This window comes from Enterobacter cloacae complex sp. P1B (genome assembly GCF_014982345.1).
GTDB lineage: Bacteria > Pseudomonadota > Gammaproteobacteria > Enterobacterales > Enterobacteriaceae > Enterobacter > Enterobacter bugandensis.
In genome coordinates, this window is record NZ_JADCLF010000019.1 from 47,782 (window position 1) to 65,087 (window position 17,306).

17 protein-coding genes are annotated in these 17,306 nt (G+C 45.9%); 11 read left to right on the forward strand and 6 right to left on the reverse strand.

The genetic code is table 11. The features are described from left to right. The first annotated feature begins 174 nt into the window (after nucleotides 1-174). From INF77_RS22195 to INF77_RS22210, 4 genes are all read left to right on the forward strand, one after another. Entirely contained in the window at nucleotides 175-1,020 is an 846-nt protein-coding gene (locus INF77_RS22195) for a type IV secretory system conjugative DNA transfer family protein (RefSeq protein ID WP_193532939.1), read from the forward strand. Further along, complete coding sequence (gene traJ / locus INF77_RS22200) at nucleotides 1,020-2,189, forward strand: plasmid transfer ATPase TraJ (protein ID WP_063425320.1); 1,170 nt, start codon at nucleotides 1,020-1,022, stop codon at nucleotides 2,187-2,189. Before INF77_RS22195 ends, traJ begins: the two co-directional genes overlap by 1 nt. A 194-nt stretch (nucleotides 2,190-2,383) precedes the next feature. Beyond that, on the forward strand, nucleotides 2,384-2,647 hold the full coding sequence (locus INF77_RS22205; RefSeq protein WP_154819489.1) for a sel1 repeat family protein: 264 nt from the start codon (nucleotides 2,384-2,386) through the stop codon (nucleotides 2,645-2,647). Nucleotides 2,648-2,661: 14 nt separating this feature from the next. Continuing rightward, complete coding sequence (locus INF77_RS22210) at nucleotides 2,662-3,408, forward strand: DotD/TraH family lipoprotein (RefSeq protein WP_193532940.1); 747 nt, start codon at nucleotides 2,662-2,664, stop codon at nucleotides 3,406-3,408. A gap of 71 nt (nucleotides 3,409-3,479) precedes the next feature. Here INF77_RS22210 and INF77_RS22215 read toward each other — a convergent pair whose 3' ends face one another. Then, nucleotides 3,480-3,896, reverse strand: a complete 417-nt coding sequence (locus INF77_RS22215) for a hypothetical protein (protein WP_045336896.1) — start codon at nucleotides 3,894-3,896, stop codon at nucleotides 3,480-3,482. A gap of 122 nt (nucleotides 3,897-4,018) precedes the next feature. Between INF77_RS22215 and INF77_RS22220 the strand changes: the two genes are divergently transcribed. Beyond that, nucleotides 4,019-4,528, forward strand: coding sequence for a hypothetical protein (locus INF77_RS22220; RefSeq protein ID WP_045336894.1), 510 nt, complete (start codon nucleotides 4,019-4,021; stop codon nucleotides 4,526-4,528). A gap of 334 nt (nucleotides 4,529-4,862) precedes the next feature. Then, nucleotides 4,863-5,447 (forward strand): hypothetical protein, encoded by a 585-nt coding sequence (locus INF77_RS22225; RefSeq protein ID WP_063425328.1) that lies wholly within the window; start codon nucleotides 4,863-4,865, stop codon nucleotides 5,445-5,447. Between the two features lie 51 nt (nucleotides 5,448-5,498). On the opposite strand, the gene INF77_RS22230 is transcribed toward INF77_RS22225, so the two are convergent. The 5 genes from INF77_RS22230 to INF77_RS22250 are packed head-to-tail and all read right to left on the reverse strand — an operon-like array spanning nucleotide 5,499 to nucleotide 12,481. Further along, complete coding sequence (locus INF77_RS22230) at nucleotides 5,499-6,860, reverse strand: helicase HerA domain-containing protein (RefSeq protein WP_193532941.1); 1,362 nt, start codon at nucleotides 6,858-6,860, stop codon at nucleotides 5,499-5,501. 21 nt (nucleotides 6,861-6,881) lie between these two features. Next, nucleotides 6,882-9,005: a type IV secretory system conjugative DNA transfer family protein gene (locus INF77_RS22235; RefSeq protein ID WP_193532942.1), complete on the reverse strand. Its 2,124-nt coding sequence runs from the start codon at nucleotides 9,003-9,005 to the stop codon at nucleotides 6,882-6,884. After that, entirely contained in the window at nucleotides 9,002-10,261 is a 1,260-nt protein-coding gene (gene dnaG / locus INF77_RS22240) for a DNA primase (RefSeq protein ID WP_193532943.1), read from the reverse strand. The genes INF77_RS22235 and dnaG overlap by 4 nt, the downstream gene beginning before the upstream one ends. Further along, nucleotides 10,258-11,337 (reverse strand): thioredoxin fold domain-containing protein, encoded by a 1,080-nt coding sequence (locus INF77_RS23370; RefSeq protein WP_227414023.1) that lies wholly within the window; start codon nucleotides 11,335-11,337, stop codon nucleotides 10,258-10,260. Before INF77_RS23370 ends, dnaG begins: the two co-directional genes overlap by 4 nt. Then, nucleotides 11,330-12,481 carry a conjugal transfer protein TrbA gene (locus tag INF77_RS22250; protein ID WP_193532944.1) on the reverse strand — a complete coding sequence of 384 codons (1,152 nt, stop codon included), beginning with the start codon at nucleotides 12,479-12,481 and terminating at the stop codon, nucleotides 11,330-11,332. The genes INF77_RS23370 and INF77_RS22250 overlap by 8 nt, the downstream gene beginning before the upstream one ends. Nucleotides 12,482-12,554: 73 nt before the next feature. On the opposite strand from INF77_RS22250, the gene INF77_RS22255 reads away from it, so the two are divergent. From INF77_RS22255 to INF77_RS22275, 5 genes are all read left to right on the forward strand, one after another. Continuing rightward, nucleotides 12,555-14,606, forward strand: a complete 2,052-nt coding sequence (locus INF77_RS22255; protein WP_193532945.1) for a DNA topoisomerase 3 — start codon at nucleotides 12,555-12,557, stop codon at nucleotides 14,604-14,606. Beyond that, nucleotides 14,603-14,992, forward strand: coding sequence for a hypothetical protein (locus tag INF77_RS22260; protein ID WP_193532946.1), 390 nt, complete (start codon nucleotides 14,603-14,605; stop codon nucleotides 14,990-14,992). The genes INF77_RS22255 and INF77_RS22260 overlap by 4 nt, the downstream gene beginning before the upstream one ends. A gap of 190 nt (nucleotides 14,993-15,182) precedes the next feature. Then, complete coding sequence (locus INF77_RS22265) at nucleotides 15,183-15,353, forward strand: hypothetical protein (RefSeq protein WP_154816632.1); 171 nt, start codon at nucleotides 15,183-15,185, stop codon at nucleotides 15,351-15,353. 92 nt (nucleotides 15,354-15,445) lie between these two features. After that, nucleotides 15,446-16,513 carry a ParA family protein gene (locus INF77_RS22270; RefSeq protein WP_063153342.1) on the forward strand — a complete coding sequence of 356 codons (1,068 nt, stop codon included), beginning with the start codon at nucleotides 15,446-15,448 and terminating at the stop codon, nucleotides 16,511-16,513. After that, a partial coding sequence (locus INF77_RS22275) for a ParB/RepB/Spo0J family partition protein (RefSeq protein WP_193543104.1) occupies nucleotides 16,506-17,306 on the forward strand: 801 nt, incomplete at its 3' end. The genes INF77_RS22270 and INF77_RS22275, both read left to right, overlap by 8 nt.

Genomic DNA, 17,306 nt, shown 5'->3' on the forward strand with positions numbered 1-17,306 from the left:
CGTATTAGGTGTAACTACGCATACATACAAACTATGCCATCAAGGCCCAGATTGTGGGGTTACTCTCCACCTCTATTGAAGACCGAGCTACGTTCTCTTTTTTTGCTCCTTCTATTTGTTGACACAAAGAAATTACGTATAATACGCACCATGTGTAATTCGGAGATGTGCACCATGTTTAGAATCAAACTCTTAGTCTGTTCGCTGGCACTCGCCTGGGCAGGTGCAGCTAGCGCAGACGCTCCATATGATGAGAATCCAGCCCCCTCTTTTAATGAGATCCTGAATGGATTTAATAATTCTGAAGGGGACACCGTTAGGATTACGGTGTTACGTGATATGGGAGAAACTATTGGCTTTAGAACTGGTCTGGTTTGGGAAGCTCAAAACATTGCTAAGGGGCTCAAGAGAAAAGAATCAGTGCTGGACAGGCTTTTTAACTTTGGATCTTTAATGACCAAAGATAGCTCTTTACCCCCGGTGATAGTTGAAGCAAATGATCTCGCTTCTGTTTCAAAGGACCAGTTTAGAACGGCCAATAAAGCATTCAATATTGTCAAGCCAGAGGAGTTTGTATCGGTTCCCCCAACCTGGCGTGATTACCTTTTCACAGGGCTATTACAACAGTCAGAAGTCATCTATCCCTCAGATGACGCACGCCCAAAGACAAGCGCTGAGAAAAATGCCTGGGAGACATCACTCAGAAAAGGTTGGAACGATGGTGTTGCGCAGGCACAAAGTATTCTCGATGAGAATTTCAGTCGTCTGGGACGTGACTATAACGGAATGATGCGTTTTAACGCCTTACTTCGAATGGGCATGATCTCTCGCACTGAAATAGCATCGAAGGTTTACACCGTATCACCGGAAAGTAACAAAAACAGTCTCACAATCGGTGAAAAGCATCGAGAGATTATGAAAAAGGCGCAATTCGAAGTTAATCCAGATAAGTGGAAGCCAGTTATAACCAAGTCTTTGCCAGCTGAGGGCCCAGCTCAATACCAGTACGGAGGCAGATAGTGCATAACTCACATTCCAGTTTCCCCTTCGATTTTCCTAATGGTGAGATTTATCCAGAAATAATGAAGAGTTTCTTTGTTCATTGCTGGAGACATAGCGTCTCAGATGTAACCATTCAGGGCGGTGATTACATCTGGGTAGAACTTCATGGGCGTCTGGTAAAAGCTTCAAATATGCTTATCACACATTCTCATCTTTCAGAGCTCATAACTCTCTTATGGGGCGCAGATATTGTCACCACTGTCGTAAGCGGAGAAGAACAAGACAGGCCACTTTCAATCACTGGCGAACAATATGGGCTTGATAGAGGAGAGTCCATTCGACTCAGAACTAACTTTGTTCAGGGGCACGTGGGTCGTGGATTATCGATTCAAATATCAGCTCGCGTCATTCCTTCAGAATTACCGACTCTGGAAAAATACCCAATCGAAGAAGAGTTTGTTCGTGAACTCTTTGCGGCTGACGGCCTAAACGTCATTGCCGGACCTACCGGAAGCGGAAAAACTACCACTTTGACGGCGCTGTATATGGAAATTGGAATGAAGATGCCAGACCGAAAGGTCATTCTCTTCGAACAGCCTGTCGAGTTCATTCTTGGTGGATCAAAATGGGTAGGACTTCAGCCTTGTCAGAGTGAAATCCCCCGGGACATTGCTTCTTATGCTGCGGGTATCCGCAACGCTCTGCGACGTGCACCTAAGGTCATAGGAATCGGGGAGGCCCGAGACAAAGAAACCTATCTCGCCGGCATCGATGCTGCAAAGTCAGGGCATCTTTTAAACTTCACATCTCACATTAACAAAACTGGAGAGATATTCAGCCGAATTATCCAGGCTTTTCCAGTCGACCAGCAGTCTTCAATTGCTCTCGATCTCTTATCGGTTTTGCGTGTTGTAATTGTACAGAACCTTTTCAAATCGACAGATGGTAAGCGAGTAATGCTCCGCGAGGGTCTTGTGTTTACACAAGAAATACGAAGCCAACTGGAAGATATTCATTACAGCAAGTGGCCTCGATGGGTCGAAAACCACTTACACAGCAATAATGCCACCATTATAGATAAATTATGGGTTCTCTATAAAGAAGGTGTTGTAGATAAAGACGTCTTTATCTCTAAGGCTTCTTATCATGAGTTTGCTAAACGTTCTGGAGGTGTTAATAATGATTAATAAATGGCGTAATAATGTCAATCCTACCCTATGCGGCATACCATTTTCTGGTTTGTTCGCATATCTCCTATTGATTTATTACTGGAGTTCAGTTTTGTTTTTGTTAATCACTGGACTCAATTTTTTCTATGCCTACTTGCACTGGCGCGGATATTCTGTTTCCGGTATATATTACAGTATAATGAGCAAAATACGTGGAAATATTATTTACTCACGTCCCTGGTGGTTCCGTGAAAAGTGGAGAGGGGACGATGATACATTTTGAGTTGAGTACTCTTGAGCTTGAACATGGCAATTACGATCTTGCTTTGCAGGAAATTAAAGCGCAGGCGAATGAAGGAAATCCCTCCGCTATCAAATTACTAGCAGAGATATATCGCCATGGCATTGGAATTCAAAAGGATGAATCAGAATGCCAGAGATTGCTTCATCTTATTGAACCCACAATATCACATTAAATAACAGGATTATTATGAGTACTCTAAAAAACATGCTGATCATTACTGCCTGTGCGTCCTTACTTTCGGGATGCGCGCTTATGGGAAAAAAAACCGAACCCGCAAGTTCAACTGAAGATGTGATTAACAAAAATATTGAACTTGCAATCTCGTCAATCCAGAAAACGCAAGCTGAACTGTACCAGTATGGCGCCATAAATGAAAAAGCCGTAGGTATCACCGGTGGCATCTATCAAGACAACGTGCGCATTGATATGAACTGGAATGGTGATGCGTATGAGCTGTTGGCACAAATGGCCAAGCAGCGCTCATTCACGTTCCGATCTTCTGGTTCAAGACTTCCCTTACCTGTTTCATTAAAAGTTTCTCGGGCACAGTACAAAGACGTGCTGGACAGTATCCAGACGCAGATCGGTTACCGTGCCGCCATCATTGTTGATAACGCTTCTCGAACGATGACACTCAACTACAACACACCTAATCTTGAGGCCTCGTCTACTGCGAAAGTTATTCGCACCGGCACTGCATCATCAGCTCCACATCCAGCTGCATCACGAGTAATTTCTACGCCCTCAGAGCCCAGCAGTACTGTCCCTCCTGCGAAAGGCGGTATTAGATTGTTCAATGGTGGAGGTTCTGCCATCCCGCAGGAGCATGAAGCGGTCAGAATAGGCGAGAAATGCACAGAAAAAGGTGTGTTAAGCAGAGACAAGCAGGGTAGGGCAATGTCCTGTAATAATGGGCGGTGGAGAAAATTATAAAGTGCCTTGATATGATGATGTACCTAACATTCTTTAAAAATAAAAGCCGGAATTGCCCGGCTTTTGATATATTAATTCCATATATTTTTTACATTATCTTTTGCATCGTTTACTTTTGAATCAACTGTGTTATTAACGCCATTCATTAGGTCGCTAATATTGTTGTTAATACCTCCAATAACATCATTGTATGAGTCGGAGATTTTATCTGAAGCAGTCTTACAAACCTGGTTCATTATGTCAGACCAGATTGATCCAAGGTCAGGGAACGTAGGCATCGTCACTACGCCGGTGACGGCGCTAATGCACGTTCCTATCACCTCGGATGAGTTTTTGAGTGCGTCTGTTTCAGAATTAATCTTCGCGATTGCTGATTCGTAAGCACTCTGAGCACCTTCTGCTGCTGCTGTTCCACTCCGGCAGGAAGCACCATAAGAACAAGACGAAATCAGTAGGCCTGCTATGATGATTATCTTTTGAATTTTCATGGTAAGCTGATAGTTATATTGTTGAATGTATGGTTGAATAACCGAATCCGTTGTTGCAACGCTTACATTTTATACGTACCAAACGTAAATACCAGTTAAAAATTAGCTGATAAGAGGATTAAATGGCAAAAGAGATTGTCACTGGGAAGGATCTTGAGCGCTGGCGCTATGACCACGGCTTCGTCGTTGGTACTGCGGCCGAGTGTTTCGGCATCCAACGAGCCAAGTGGGAGTCGTTGGTACGCAATGATGAAATTATCACCAACGCAAGAATCCTCAACCTTTTCCATATTTATACGCAGTTCCCCGAAACCATTCCCGTCGCGCCAAGTTTCGACTACGTTGGCCTGTTCAATGAACTGGGTTTTGCTAACAACACTCGTGACAAGAAAGAGTTTGCTCGTCTCTTCGGTATGTCCATCCCCGGTACGTACCGGATCATGGATAAAAACTCTGCGCAGCGTGATATCGAAGCATATGCACAGGCTCTGAAGCGTACTGGTGCAAAAGGTAAAGATCTCCTGTTTCTTATGAGAAAAATTTCTCAGAAGTCAGAAACTGTCATTGAAGCTGGAGAAGAAGCTATGAAGGAGAAAGCCAGCAAGAAAAAAGTGAAAGGGGATGCAAAATAGCCATTCGTAAACTATTCCTGCCCCGCGAAGTCAAACGATAAGCGGGGATAGTTTACCCGTAAGTCGATTGCATGCAGGAAAGCCCTTTTTTTTAAAAAAAAATTTGAACTGTGTAACGTTATTACATTTGCGTTAAGTCATATTCCTAATATCACATCTGACCTGTTCCCCTTACCTAAACGTCCAAGGCGTAACTACCTCTTTTGTTTTAAACGCAAGCCCGTAGTCGAACGTAAGATCTTGTTTGTGTGTGACGGTAATTTATTGATTAATTCCATTCAATATGTATTATCCGTAACACAAGCATATAAAATATTGACCGCGGAGACGTCAAATGAAACAAGATGGACAAAGGCATATCAAGCTTACCACAGCATTCTTCTACGACACTGAAGTCGAGCCAGCAGTGATTAATCTAAGAGATACCACTTTGGCGACCGGTATCCCCGGCCTTCTGAGCGGATATTTCGGAAGTTTTGCTCAAACAAAGGGATTCAAACCTGTAAAAGAAATTGCAGACTCCCTTGGAAAAAGATACACAATTGTTGATTTCACGCTTTCATGCAGTGAATTTACCGAGACCGAAAGCCCTCCACCGGGAATGATGATAAATCTCAAACAACTGACCAAAGCAAGGCAGGTGCCACTTTCTCACGAAATATCCGAAAGCAGCCCGGAACTTATTAGCAGCATTAAAATGCACGGAAGCTTTGAAAAAGCTCTTATTGATAATCCACTGTTCCTCCCTGAAATGCTGAACCATCTTGGCCGCTTCCGCGACTCTGTGATTATTCATTCCATAAAGCCCAATGCCTCTCCGACGCTGACTGTGGCAAGTATAAGAATAGATCAGGTGAAAGCCAGACTTGTCAGCGCGAGTTGCCGCTTCAGTCAGAACACGAAAATTGTGTGGGAATAATGATGGTTTGACATCACTCAACCCCGGAGTTACCGGGGTTTCGTTGGACAATTATGCCGCTTCTTTCAGATTTACCTGGAACCAGTTGATCCGCTCACCTACCCGCTGGAGCTTCAGCAATGCAGTTTCCCTTGGCTTAAGATATTCGAGCTTGGATTTCTCAATCTGAAGTTTGTTTGCTGCGCGCTGCCAGTCACCCGGTGCCATGTTCTGAACCAGAAGTGTACCGGCTGAATTGATAAAATCCTCGCTGAAATGACTTGGACTTTGGCTGGCCAGCACCAGTGAAATACCAAATTTTCGCGCCTCGTTAGCGATGATGTTTATTGGGTTCGAGCTTTCTTCATCACAGAATTTTTTCGCCTCATCGAGGATGATGACGTGGCGAACCTTGCCATGACTCTCACCACGCTGCATTTCTTCATGAAAGATGGCCATCATACGACTGTAAACAAACATCTTCAGCTCATCCTCTGAGCTGGCTAGGGGTTTGATATTGTATCGCTGGATACGACCGCTGAATGGCGGTTCGTTTGCGTTAAACAGGCCTAAAGCTTTAACGTTCTCCAGTCGCGTTGAAAGTGAGCGCAGGGTGTCTACTGAATCATATTTGAGGATTTCATCAAACTCGCTCCCGGTGCGCGTCTGGTTCAGTGCATTTTCATATTCCTTAAGGGCATTCTCTTTCGCTTTTTCCAGCGCCTGCTGCGTTTTCTCAGTGTCTTCCCTGATATTCCTTTCCTTTGCCTTATCCAGCGCCCTGGCAGCCCGCATAAAGCCTTCAAAACCTCTTAGTGCCAGATTAGCCTGATTGTTCTCATCGAGCCCAAATAAGCCGCTTTTGAGCTTCTTGGCAATAAGCCGTTCCAAATCGGTTAGCGTCGGGTAGCACTGGGCCAGTACACTCCATTCACGCTTATTATAAAGATCCTGACACTCCGATTCTGGGGCATTACGTTTTACCCAGCTGGCCGGCTTTTCCTGATACATACGCTTAAGCGCATAGCAATCCATTACCAGCTGGCGTAACACTGCTGCCTGCTGCTCACCCAGTTTGCGGTTCGTGCTCATTATCTCGATGATATGATTCGCCGATTTACGCAGACCGCCGTAATGTGGATCAGGGTTTACCACGAAAGGGTTATAGCCGTAACGAGTCGATTCACTGAAAAGGACTTCGCTGGCACCAGGAATTTCGATATCACCATGGTAATCAAAGATAGAAATTCGCGTTTGCGGATCAGAAGCAAACGCCTCAGCGAACCGGCGAATCTGGTAAGTTTTGCCTGAACCTGATGTACCGGTAATACCAACATGGCCATTGGCCAGTTGCCCCAGGTTCCAGATAAATGGCTCCTTGATACCTTTTCTAAGCTGAAAATCATTAAATCCTACGGTGAATTGAGTAGCCATGCTTTCTCCTTTATGAATGAGTTATGCTGCTTCGCGCATGGCGGTCAATGCCGCCTGAAGTAGCCTTTTCTTCTGACCTTCAAGGGTCAGTGATTTGGAAACAGAGAAGGTTTCGGTGTCGTCGCTATAACTGCTACGCAGCTCTTCCTCAATCTGATACTCAACATCGACAATGGCGCCATTTATCGAGCAATCGGTGTTAGCGGTCGTGATGCCGGCAAGCAGAAGGGTGGCCAGAGGAAGTTCTGATGAAGCGATGATTTTTTCCGTTTTGTACCCTTCGAGAGATACAGGAGGATCTATTTCGATAAACTGGTTAATTCGGGGGCTGAGTTTTGTATGTTTTTCATTATCCGGGATGTAGAAAGCTGCCATCTCGATTAATGAATCTTTGAAGATGAGGTAGCCTTCGCCTGAATTTAATCTCTTAACGTCTGTAATGCTGATGCGATTTCGTGACTCAACACGTAAATCCTTTCTCGCCGACCAGGTACCGACAGTACCTGACTGATAATCAAACCCAGAAAGAGTTGAGAAATATCCCTCACCGGAGACCTTTTGAATCAGCGAGAAGGTATCGTCTCCGTCTTCCAGGGCCAGGCAGTATTTGAACTTCGTATTGGCAAGCAAGGAAGCCGTTTCTTCACCTGCGGAACCCCTTTTCAGTCCCTGGATGTCCTGAACGGCCGCAACCATCATGAAGCCGAGCGATCGCGCCTGGGCGTACATGACAGCCAGACCGGAAGCATAATAATAAGCAAGTTCGTCGGTAATAATTATCGACGGTACCGGCGAAGAAGTTGGCCTGGCCTGAAGAATCTCGGCCTTAGTGCCCTCATACTTGGTACCAAGATTTTCGGCCATCATTAACCTTATACAGCTGAGCACGAGCTTGCCGAGAGCCTCAGCTTCCTGGGAGGATTTTTCCAGAGAGGGTATTGAGATAACCAGCACCCGGTTATTAAGTAACACATCGCTAAGATCAATATCAGGATGCTTAACGTTGTAGACGAAGCCGTATGACTCGATCATCATCTGCAGAGTACGCTGGAACTGAGAGGTTAGATAACCATGTTGGGTTCTTACTTCTGAATTCCATTTTTGTGGTTCGTCAATGAGGCTGAAGTCAAACGACAAACCAGTTTTCAGGTAGTTCGCAATAGGCGAGTATGCGGCATAAGGTAAAAGTCCGGCTTCCCCTTCCTTGTAGAGTGTCAGCAAATCCTCAAGGCCAAGATACTTCTGAATGGCATGGATGCCGGAGGTAAGATCCCCGCGCAAATGTTTATAACGCAGACATCTGATGATGGCATCTACCAAGTTAACAGCCTTCTCCTGCCACTGTGCCCCACTTCCGTCTGCCTTTGGAAGTAGTGAAGTCATTAGCTGAACCTGAAAATCTGCGGTCCCGGAGAAAAATGGATTAAGTGAGTTCGATCGGGCGCCGTTCTGAGGGTTAAAGTAGGATTCGCCCATACGGCGATATTTTTCTTCTTCCAGAAGATCGAGGTAAGGGTCACGCCCTGCAGTTAGCAAATTGAGATGGAGGAAGTCGTCATCCCGACCCATACGTCGGCACAAAGACCAGATAGTAAAAGGCAAACTGATGTCTGCTTTGCCATCCGCATACACAGCTCCTGAACCCCAGCACAGCGAGTTATAGACCATGCCATAAAGTGATTCAGATTTCCCCGAGCCTGTTGTACCTGCCAGAAATACGTGGGTTCGGCAGTCACTGTTAGTGGACCAGATCTCAGACCCCATGAGGTATTTTTTGTTTGTCCGTAAGACTCCCCAGTAGAGTATGCCGCCTGCGGTTGCATACTTAATTCTTTCGCGTGTTCCCCGGAATATCCAGGTCTTCCATTCTGACCTGACCGTGTAATACTCAGAAATATCGTATCCACCCACGTCTTTAGGGATACGCATTGGGGCCCGTGTTTTTCTGTCCAGTAAAATGGCCCAGAAGATGAGCGAGGTAATAAGCGAAACGGGCCAGATGGCGACCAAAATAAACTGCAAGACAACTCTGCCTATCAGCAGCAGGCGGACGTTATTAAGATCGAGAAGCCATTCATAGACTTTCTCCTCAAATGAGCGCGTGTCTCTCCGTAATTTACTGGAGTCAATTTCGTGTTGGCTCATAAATTATCCTCTAGATTTAGCGTAATTCCGCACTCCTTACGGAAGGCATCAACGAGTAACTGGCGAAGATAGGGAGCATGTTTAATCGAACGGCAGACCTCCTCTGCCCTGACAGCTGCTTGTTTCTTCTGCTCAATCGTTTCGATTTTGTAGTTGCGTGTGGCGTACTGCAGTAAAAGAGAACTCAACGGCACCGCAGCAAGCAAAGCATTCTCCCATGACAACAATCCGTTCGTTCGAATGTAATCCTCGGGATCCATTCCCTCGGGCATAAACAGGAAGAAGACGTCATGGCGATCGGATATGACATCCAGCAAACGAGGCAGAAGTTGACGTATACCTGCGCGACCACCTTTATCAGAATCCATGCAGAAATAGAGCCTGGTGGCCATCTTACAGATGATCATCAGCTGCTCGACTGTTATCGCTGTACCCATTCCGGCCACTGCACGAGATTCACCCTCCTGGTGCAGGGCGATAACGTCAAAATAGCCTTCGACGATAATGGCGGCCCCCGTTTTGCGAATAGAGGCAGACGCCTTATTCAGACCAAAAAGTAGCCGTGACTTATTGAAAAATGGGGTCTGGGGCGGATTTAGATACTTCGGGGATGAGTCCCAGGAGTGGATTTTGCGACCGGAAAATCCGGTCAATCGTCCGCTAACCGAATACACGGGGATGGTGATTCGTTGGCGCAGGCGTTCATACACACTTCCATCGCCTGATATCGCCGTGATACCCGTCCCGAGGAGATCCTCCTGGGTAAACCGTTTCAACATAGAGGGTGCTATCCCACTTGCCACAACACCCAATCCCCACTCCTTGCAGGTTTTGTCTGTTATACCGCGGGATTTTAAATAGTCGGCAGCCGGTGGATTTCGACTCAATCCACCGGTATATAGGTTTTGTGCTGCATACAAAACCTTAAACAAAGACTTATCAGTTATTTCCCAACTCTGTTCTGTCTCTGGAATACTCATTCCAATCCGGGTTGCGAGTTTACGGACCGCCCCCGGGAAATGATCATGTTCGGTCTTCTTTAACCAGTCAAAAACATCCCCTGATTCACCGCATCCCCAGCACCGGAAGCGTCCTTTCGAATCATCCACTACAAAGGATGGGTTCTTGTCATCATGGAAGGGACAAAGTCCCTTATGGACTTTTCCCTTTTTCAGAAGCTTAACTTTCTCTCCAATGATCTCGGAAAGCTGAATATTGTCTTTTATCCCATTAAGGATAGAGACCGGGATATTCATTTCGCGGCCTCATCTAACCAATGTGTAACAGACTCGGCACTTTTTCTCTTCGTGAGGTCAAATGATGCCCCATCGGCTCTTACAAGCGCTGGCGTTCCGATAAAATTGTAGGCGTGGAAAGTATCAATGTTATTTTTAAGCGCGATCGGTCCTGCCTCACAATCTGCCGTTGTCGCATTTGGGTCCCGCATAATTTTCTGCCAGGCCGCTGAACGAGCTTCCGGGGCTTCACACAAAACCGATTTAACCAGACGAGAAGAAGCCTCAATCGTGCCAGAATCACCTATGACCGAAACCGGAAATACCTGGATTCGATAATCAGCTGACAGCTTCTCCAGCAGTGGCTCAAGATCCTGGCATCGCGGGCAAAGCGGGTCGGAAAACACATACAAAGTCCCTTTATCCGTCTGCTTTACCGGACCACCAAGGGTGAATGAGTAATCACCGGCATTGACACCTTTTTGAAGGAGTGCTGCCAGTTCAGGATTAGGTTGGGTCAGCTGCTCATTACGAGCACGTAGTTGTTGCTCAGGGCTCAAATTTAGCGTCGAAGAAGAGATCTGATTTTGAGTACTCGGGACGCCACCAGTTGATTCTGATGCAACCGTGTGATTTGGCATAACGGTATCATCTATCCTTTTATGCCCTTCGCTACCAGTTGCGGTATTAAACAGCATCATGGCCGTTAAGAGGACAAGTATAGAGTTTGTGATTGTTAAAAGCGCCGCCACTCCAATGTTAGAGAAAATCCCTTTTTTACAACCACTACGTTTCAGTTCTAAAAGATAGTTTAATTTTTTTTCGTTTAGGTCATAGCTATCATTAAGGTTTATATGGTTCGAAGTGTTTCCGAGAAAACAAATAATCAATTGGCTTCCTGTAATGTCGCCAATTCTAATGTCACTGACTTTTTCCTTAAGATAAATAACACCTAATTCTGACGGCTCTATACACCAACGATTAACACCATCGCAAATGTATAAAACATCATCACTTTTTTGCTCAAATGATGTATTGCCTATCACAACATTTTTTTTCGAGAACATAATCTTCATGGCTTCAGTAAATTTAGACATTATCTGCTTCCTCAGCGGAATTATTTTCAACTGGCACCGCCGGTTTTGGCAGTACACCTTCTTTAATGAGAACTAAGCGCAAAGCGTCAATACATTCGGCGACAGGTGGGTCTACAAGACTCAAGCCTTGCTTCCATGCAAGGTGCTCAGTGCGATAAGTTTGAATTTGAATCAGACTTTCAATGCAGGGAACCCTTCGGCCAGTGGCGTTGAGTACATACCACAGGCCTCTGTCGATACCTTTTAACCAGCGGAAGTTAGAGCTCACGAGCTTGCCTCGTTCCATCGCTTTTAAATGGAGCATATGAAGAAATGTTGAGCTGTACTGGAAATATTGGAGCAGCTCCTGAGCTTCAGGAACATTCATGTAGTTTTTAATCTCCGAATTTATAACAGAGAAATCGGGATAACCTGGCATGCCTTTCCATTTTCCCGAATGACAAGAACGATTAAGCCTGTCCAGCATATCCTGTGCTTTCCAGTTATTTTCGAAAGTATCAAAGACACGGCTTGCAAAAATAGCAAACAGGGCTTGCTCATATATGGTCAGGTCAGCGAGCGTTTGAATCTTACTACCGAGTTGATTCAGTAGCACTGAACGGGCTTTCTCAACATCTAGCTCATTATTGCTGATGAGTTTGTGACGTCTTGCATATTCTGCTGGATGTTCTCGACTTTCCTGGCCGGGAACATTTTCATTCATCAGATCGCCATAGTATCCAACGGGAATGACAGCAGGGCAGTGCACCGACATTATTTCTGGCAATGTATTAACCGTGATTGCCCTGCGGATTTTCTCCGAACGATGGCGTATCGTTGTTCTTATCGTATAGATGCTCACCATAACCGGCAGCCAGCCACAGATAACGCCAGCCTGTGTCATCCTCCAGAAAACATCCACGAACGAAACCATTGACGGCTTGGCCGCCTGAGCGGCAATTTCTGCCCTCAGTTCCTGCACCCAGGGCAGGAATGGCCAGTCAACAATTGCGAGCTGCTTCCAGGCAAAAAACAATCCCCAGTAGCTCATCTTGGTGTGATTAATATTCCAAATGATCACCGGTAGACCGAAAATTATGAAAATCACAATGAACACGATCCACATGCTGTCATCAGAGCTGCTTCCCTGACCATCATTAGCCATAATACACCCACTTTTAAAAATTACACATAGTGCGTATTATACGGAACTAACCTTACAGTACAACCAAGGATAAATGATGGGAAAGTTGGTAGTCTGGATTGCAGAAAAGCCTAAGGTTGCAGCGGCCTTTGCCGAAGCGATGGGGTTTTCTGGCAATAAAAACCATGCAGAAGGTGCATACATTTCTGCTGACAGTAATATCAAATTCACCTGGGCCTTCGGTCATTTGCTTCGGGATTTTCAGCCTGAAGAGTATTCCGAACAGTTCAAAATCTGGGATCTGAAAACATTACCTATCGTGCCCGATAAATGGCGCAAAGCTGTCACGAATTTCGAAGCCGCCAAGACTCAGTTCTTTAAGGTTAAAAAGCTGATTGAGCAGGCTGATGAAATCGTCCTGGCCACTGATTTTGATCGCGAAGGGGAGGTAATTGGTCGCGAACTTCTGGTTTATTGCAACTATACGAAACCGGTTCACAGGGTCAATATCACCGCAATGGACAAGGCCTCTCTCCAAAAAACCGTGAATTCTACCTTTGATGGTGCCACTGGTATGCCATTGTATTATGCAGGACTGGCGCGGGCACAAGTGGACTGGTTGTACGGGATGAACTTAACCCGTATGGCTACAATTCTGGGTAAGCAGCAGGGTATGAATGCTGTCCTGTCGGCAGGAAGGGTACAAAGCGCAGCGCTTAACATTATTGGTGTACGGGAAGAGGAGATCGCTAATTTTGTCAGTAAAGATCACTACCGCCTCAAAGCCACTTTTACTGCTGCGGAAACTTCATTTAGCGGTCAGTGGCTGGTACCAGGCGATCTGCTCAATCCCGAAAAATTACTTCTCGATATTGAGCCTGCCAAAGCAAGAGAGAAAAACCTTAAGGGCACATTAGGGACAGTTGCTCGTTGTTCTGCCAATAATGCCAGCGAGAAGCCTTTCCTTCCATATAGTCTTTCAGAAGCGCAAATTGAATGCGCTAACAAATTCGGTTTCTCTCCTGACAAGACGTTGAGCTTACTTCAGGATCTGTACGATAAACACCACCTGGTTAGCTACCCCCGAACGTCATGCCGTTATCTTCCGACCGGCGAACTGGAAGACCTGCAGGCGACGCTTGATTCGCTTAAGGCGATGGACCCTTCAATTTCCGAAACCATTGATGGCCTCGACACTTCTTTGCGCTCGGATGCCTGGGATGATAGCAAGGTGGGTGCCCACTATGGTCTGAAACCAACCAGTCATAGGGGTGATTTAACCCAACTCACCGGTGACGAGCTGAAGGCTTATACCCTCATTCGCGATTCATTTATCATCCAGTTCATGCCACCGGCTGAATACCGGAAAGTCTCTCTGGAAATCCATTCTTCCGAAGGAAGTGACATCTTCATGGCCAAGGGGTCAACATTAACAAACCCTGGCTGGCTTGAGTACCTGCGTCCAGCGAAAGACGAAGACGTTGTCGAAACAGAAGACTCGCAGGAGATTCCTGAGCTACCAGCCGGAACAGAAGTCACCTTTGAATCACTTACGATTCTGAAGCAAAAAACGAAGCCACCACGCTATTACACCGACGCCACGCTCATCGCAATTATGACGAACTGTTCGTCACTTGTTAAAGATATCGATATGAGGCGGGTGCTGAAAAATACCTGTGGGATCGGGACTGATGCCACCCGGGCAGCGATTATTAAAACGTTGTTTGATCGCAACTACGTAGTTAAAAAGGGCAAACAAATCCGGATTACGGAGTTAGGAAAGGCAGTTCTTACAATTCTCCCTGCAGCTGTAAAAAGCGTGGAGAATACGGCGTATATGGAACAGCAGCTTGAAGCTATTGCGGACAGAAAATTATCACTTGATAGTTTCCGAGCTGAAATGGTGGAAAAATTGAGGGAAATTTTTACAGGGGATCTGGCCACTATTAACCTGGATAAGGTTATCCCCAAATGTCCGGATTGCGGAAAAAATCTTCGCCGTATTAAAAAGAAAGCTGGTGATTTCTTCTGGGGTTGTACCGGGTACCCAGAATGTAAGAAATCATTTAATGACGTAAAGGGGAAACCAGAGCTGGTGAAGAGTGAAAAAAAGACACCTGCAAAACGAAAAGGGCCAAAAAAATGACCGATTTTGGAACATCTATCCAGGTGTTTTTGTTAAAAACCGATACCAACCCGGAGCCACTCCCTTTCATTTGCTCTCCAAGCGGTTGGGTTGGCACATCCCCAGTAGTTTTACCGGTAGTAGAAGAAACGGTTCATAAATTCTTTGCCAGCAAAGGAGTGAGCTGCGCCGATACGGTTGCCGAAGATACGCTTCTCGTACATCTTCGACGTGATTTTTCCACACGTGAAATACGCGCATTTGTTGCGCAGTACTACAAGCTGGATAAGCGATTTCTTCTTTTTATTTGCGACAGCATTCAGCGTTCTGACATGCTGATCAACACAATCCGGAAGGTATATGGCGCCGAAAATATTAGTTTGCCGGTCGTAGATACACAAAATTAAGCGGGTAAGTATTTGAAAGTAGGGGGGGAAGAAAAAAAGTTGTGAAGTAAGACAAAATTTGAGTGTAGTTAGCCTTGCGGTGTGTGTAGTTAGTGTGTAGTATGTAAATCATCAACTACACACTAACTACACTGACAAGAAGACCTCCGCCAAGAACTCTTCTCGTCAAATTTCACTGAAGGAGATTTCAATGAAACTGTCTCAGATTGTAGCACTTTCCCGCGACAATAAAAGCCGTTCCTGGTGCCCGGTGATGACTAACGCACAGCTCACTCAGTTTTTCGGTGCTAAGCCATCGCGTGACCTTGTTCTTCAACGTATGAATGCACGACGCTCACGCAACATGGCCACCGCTGGCTAACCCCTCACCCAAAATTTCGTATACGAAAATTTTTAGTCTGTCGCCAGTTAACACTGGCGGCATACAGCTAAGTTTAATAAGGATTCAACGTAATGATTTCAGCACAGGAACAGGCTCTTCGTAACCTCAAGCTTTCCAACGGTATGACGTGGAAGGCGCTGGCAAAAGCTCTTGGGATCACTGAACGCTCAATCCTGAGTTATGTAGCGGCGCCAGGTACTAAGGGGTACCGTGAAATGCCAGCTGAGGTCTGGCACAAGCTAGAAAACATTTCTGGCCATGAACTGGATCGCAATAACGCTGGTCTCTACTTCCCGAAGAAAAAAGTTATATCGATCAGCTCGCAGAAAGGTGGTGTCGGTAAAACCTCGCTTGTCGCAATCATTGCGTCAATTTTCGCCAATATGGGCTACAGGGTTCTGGTTATCGACATGGACCCTCAGGGGAACCTGACAGAGCAATATTACCGTGAAGACCAGGATTTCCCTTCTGAAATTCTCGCTGACCCGGACGGGGACGAATTTTCACCAGGCCCTGCTCACGTCTGGAATATGTTCCAGAGCAATGTTCCAGTTAACCCCTTACAGATTAGCGAGAATCTTTATCTGGTAGGTTCAAGCCTCGATCTTGCAGACATTCAGCTTGGCGACCCGGAATCAGTAATCAGCAACTTCAACGAAAGCATTAATAAGCTTCAGGAAGATTTTGACCTGGTAATTCTTGATACATTACCGAGCTTTGGCAATGCTCTGGCAGCGGCACACCGTTCTGCTGACTGGCTGGTTATCCCGACCGAACTCGCCAGATTTTCAAAGAAAGGTATTACCTATCAGCTGCGCACGGCCATGAATACGAAAAATGTATTCAATACCGATCTGACACTACTGGGTATCGTTGTTAATAAAATCACCTATACCAGCAGGAAAGATAACGAACTGCTGCGTATTCAGGAGAACTACCGCGAATTACTGGAAGAACAGTATGGCGATCTGATGCTTTCTCCTGCTCTTAAACTGGCAACCAGTATTGTGGAGTCACAGGCTATCGGTGTACCTCTGATCGAGTACGCTCCTAAGTCTGAGACGACTTTGCAGTTTACCCAGCTGTCTCAGGAATTACTGCGCCGTATTAAGGTTGAAGAGGAAGGAATCCATGGCTAAAAACTTCAAAGATTCCATCGGGGGTGGAAAAAAGGATGCCCTGATCTCTCAGCTCATCCGCGGTACAACGCAGAAGGAAGAAGAGTTCACTCTGGACTGGCTACCCCATGAAAAAGTCTACAGTGTTGCCCAGGCTCGAAAAAAATTCATAAATATTGAGAACCTGGCTTCTTCAATGAAAGGTCGTCAGCAAATTCAGGCCATTACCGTTTATCCAGCTGATGCAGACGGTCGTCATCAGATCAAAACCGGCGAAAGGCGCTGGCGAGCAGCTGTTTTAAATAACGAACCAGTACTGGCTATTATCCTTAACCGCCAGAAAAAAGTGGTTCCACAAGAAGCAGTTGTTGATGCAAAGCTGGCACCTGAACAGCTAAAAGTTAGATTTGAACAGATCAAAGAGAATGATCAACGCGAACCTCTTACCCCCATGGAAATGGCAGAAGAGCTCGGTAATATGCGTGACCTGTTTAATCTTAAACCAGGCCAGATAGCCGAAGGCATTGGACGTCCAGCTGCGTATGTTTCAAAGCACCTCAAGCTTCTGGAAATGCCTGAGGAAGTACGAAACCTGATGGAAGATGGCATCGTCACTTACATCGAGACCCTGAACATCATTACCAGTGTTTTTGCCGTATCGAGAGAATCCGGGCTCGAACTGGTAGATGAGGCTCGCAGTAAAGGAGAGCTGAGTCGTGCTGAGGCTCAGGAGTTCCTCAAAGCCATAAAAGGGAAGAGCACTCAGCAGACCGACAACAGCGGCACGCAGCAACCTGACAACAGCGGCACGCAG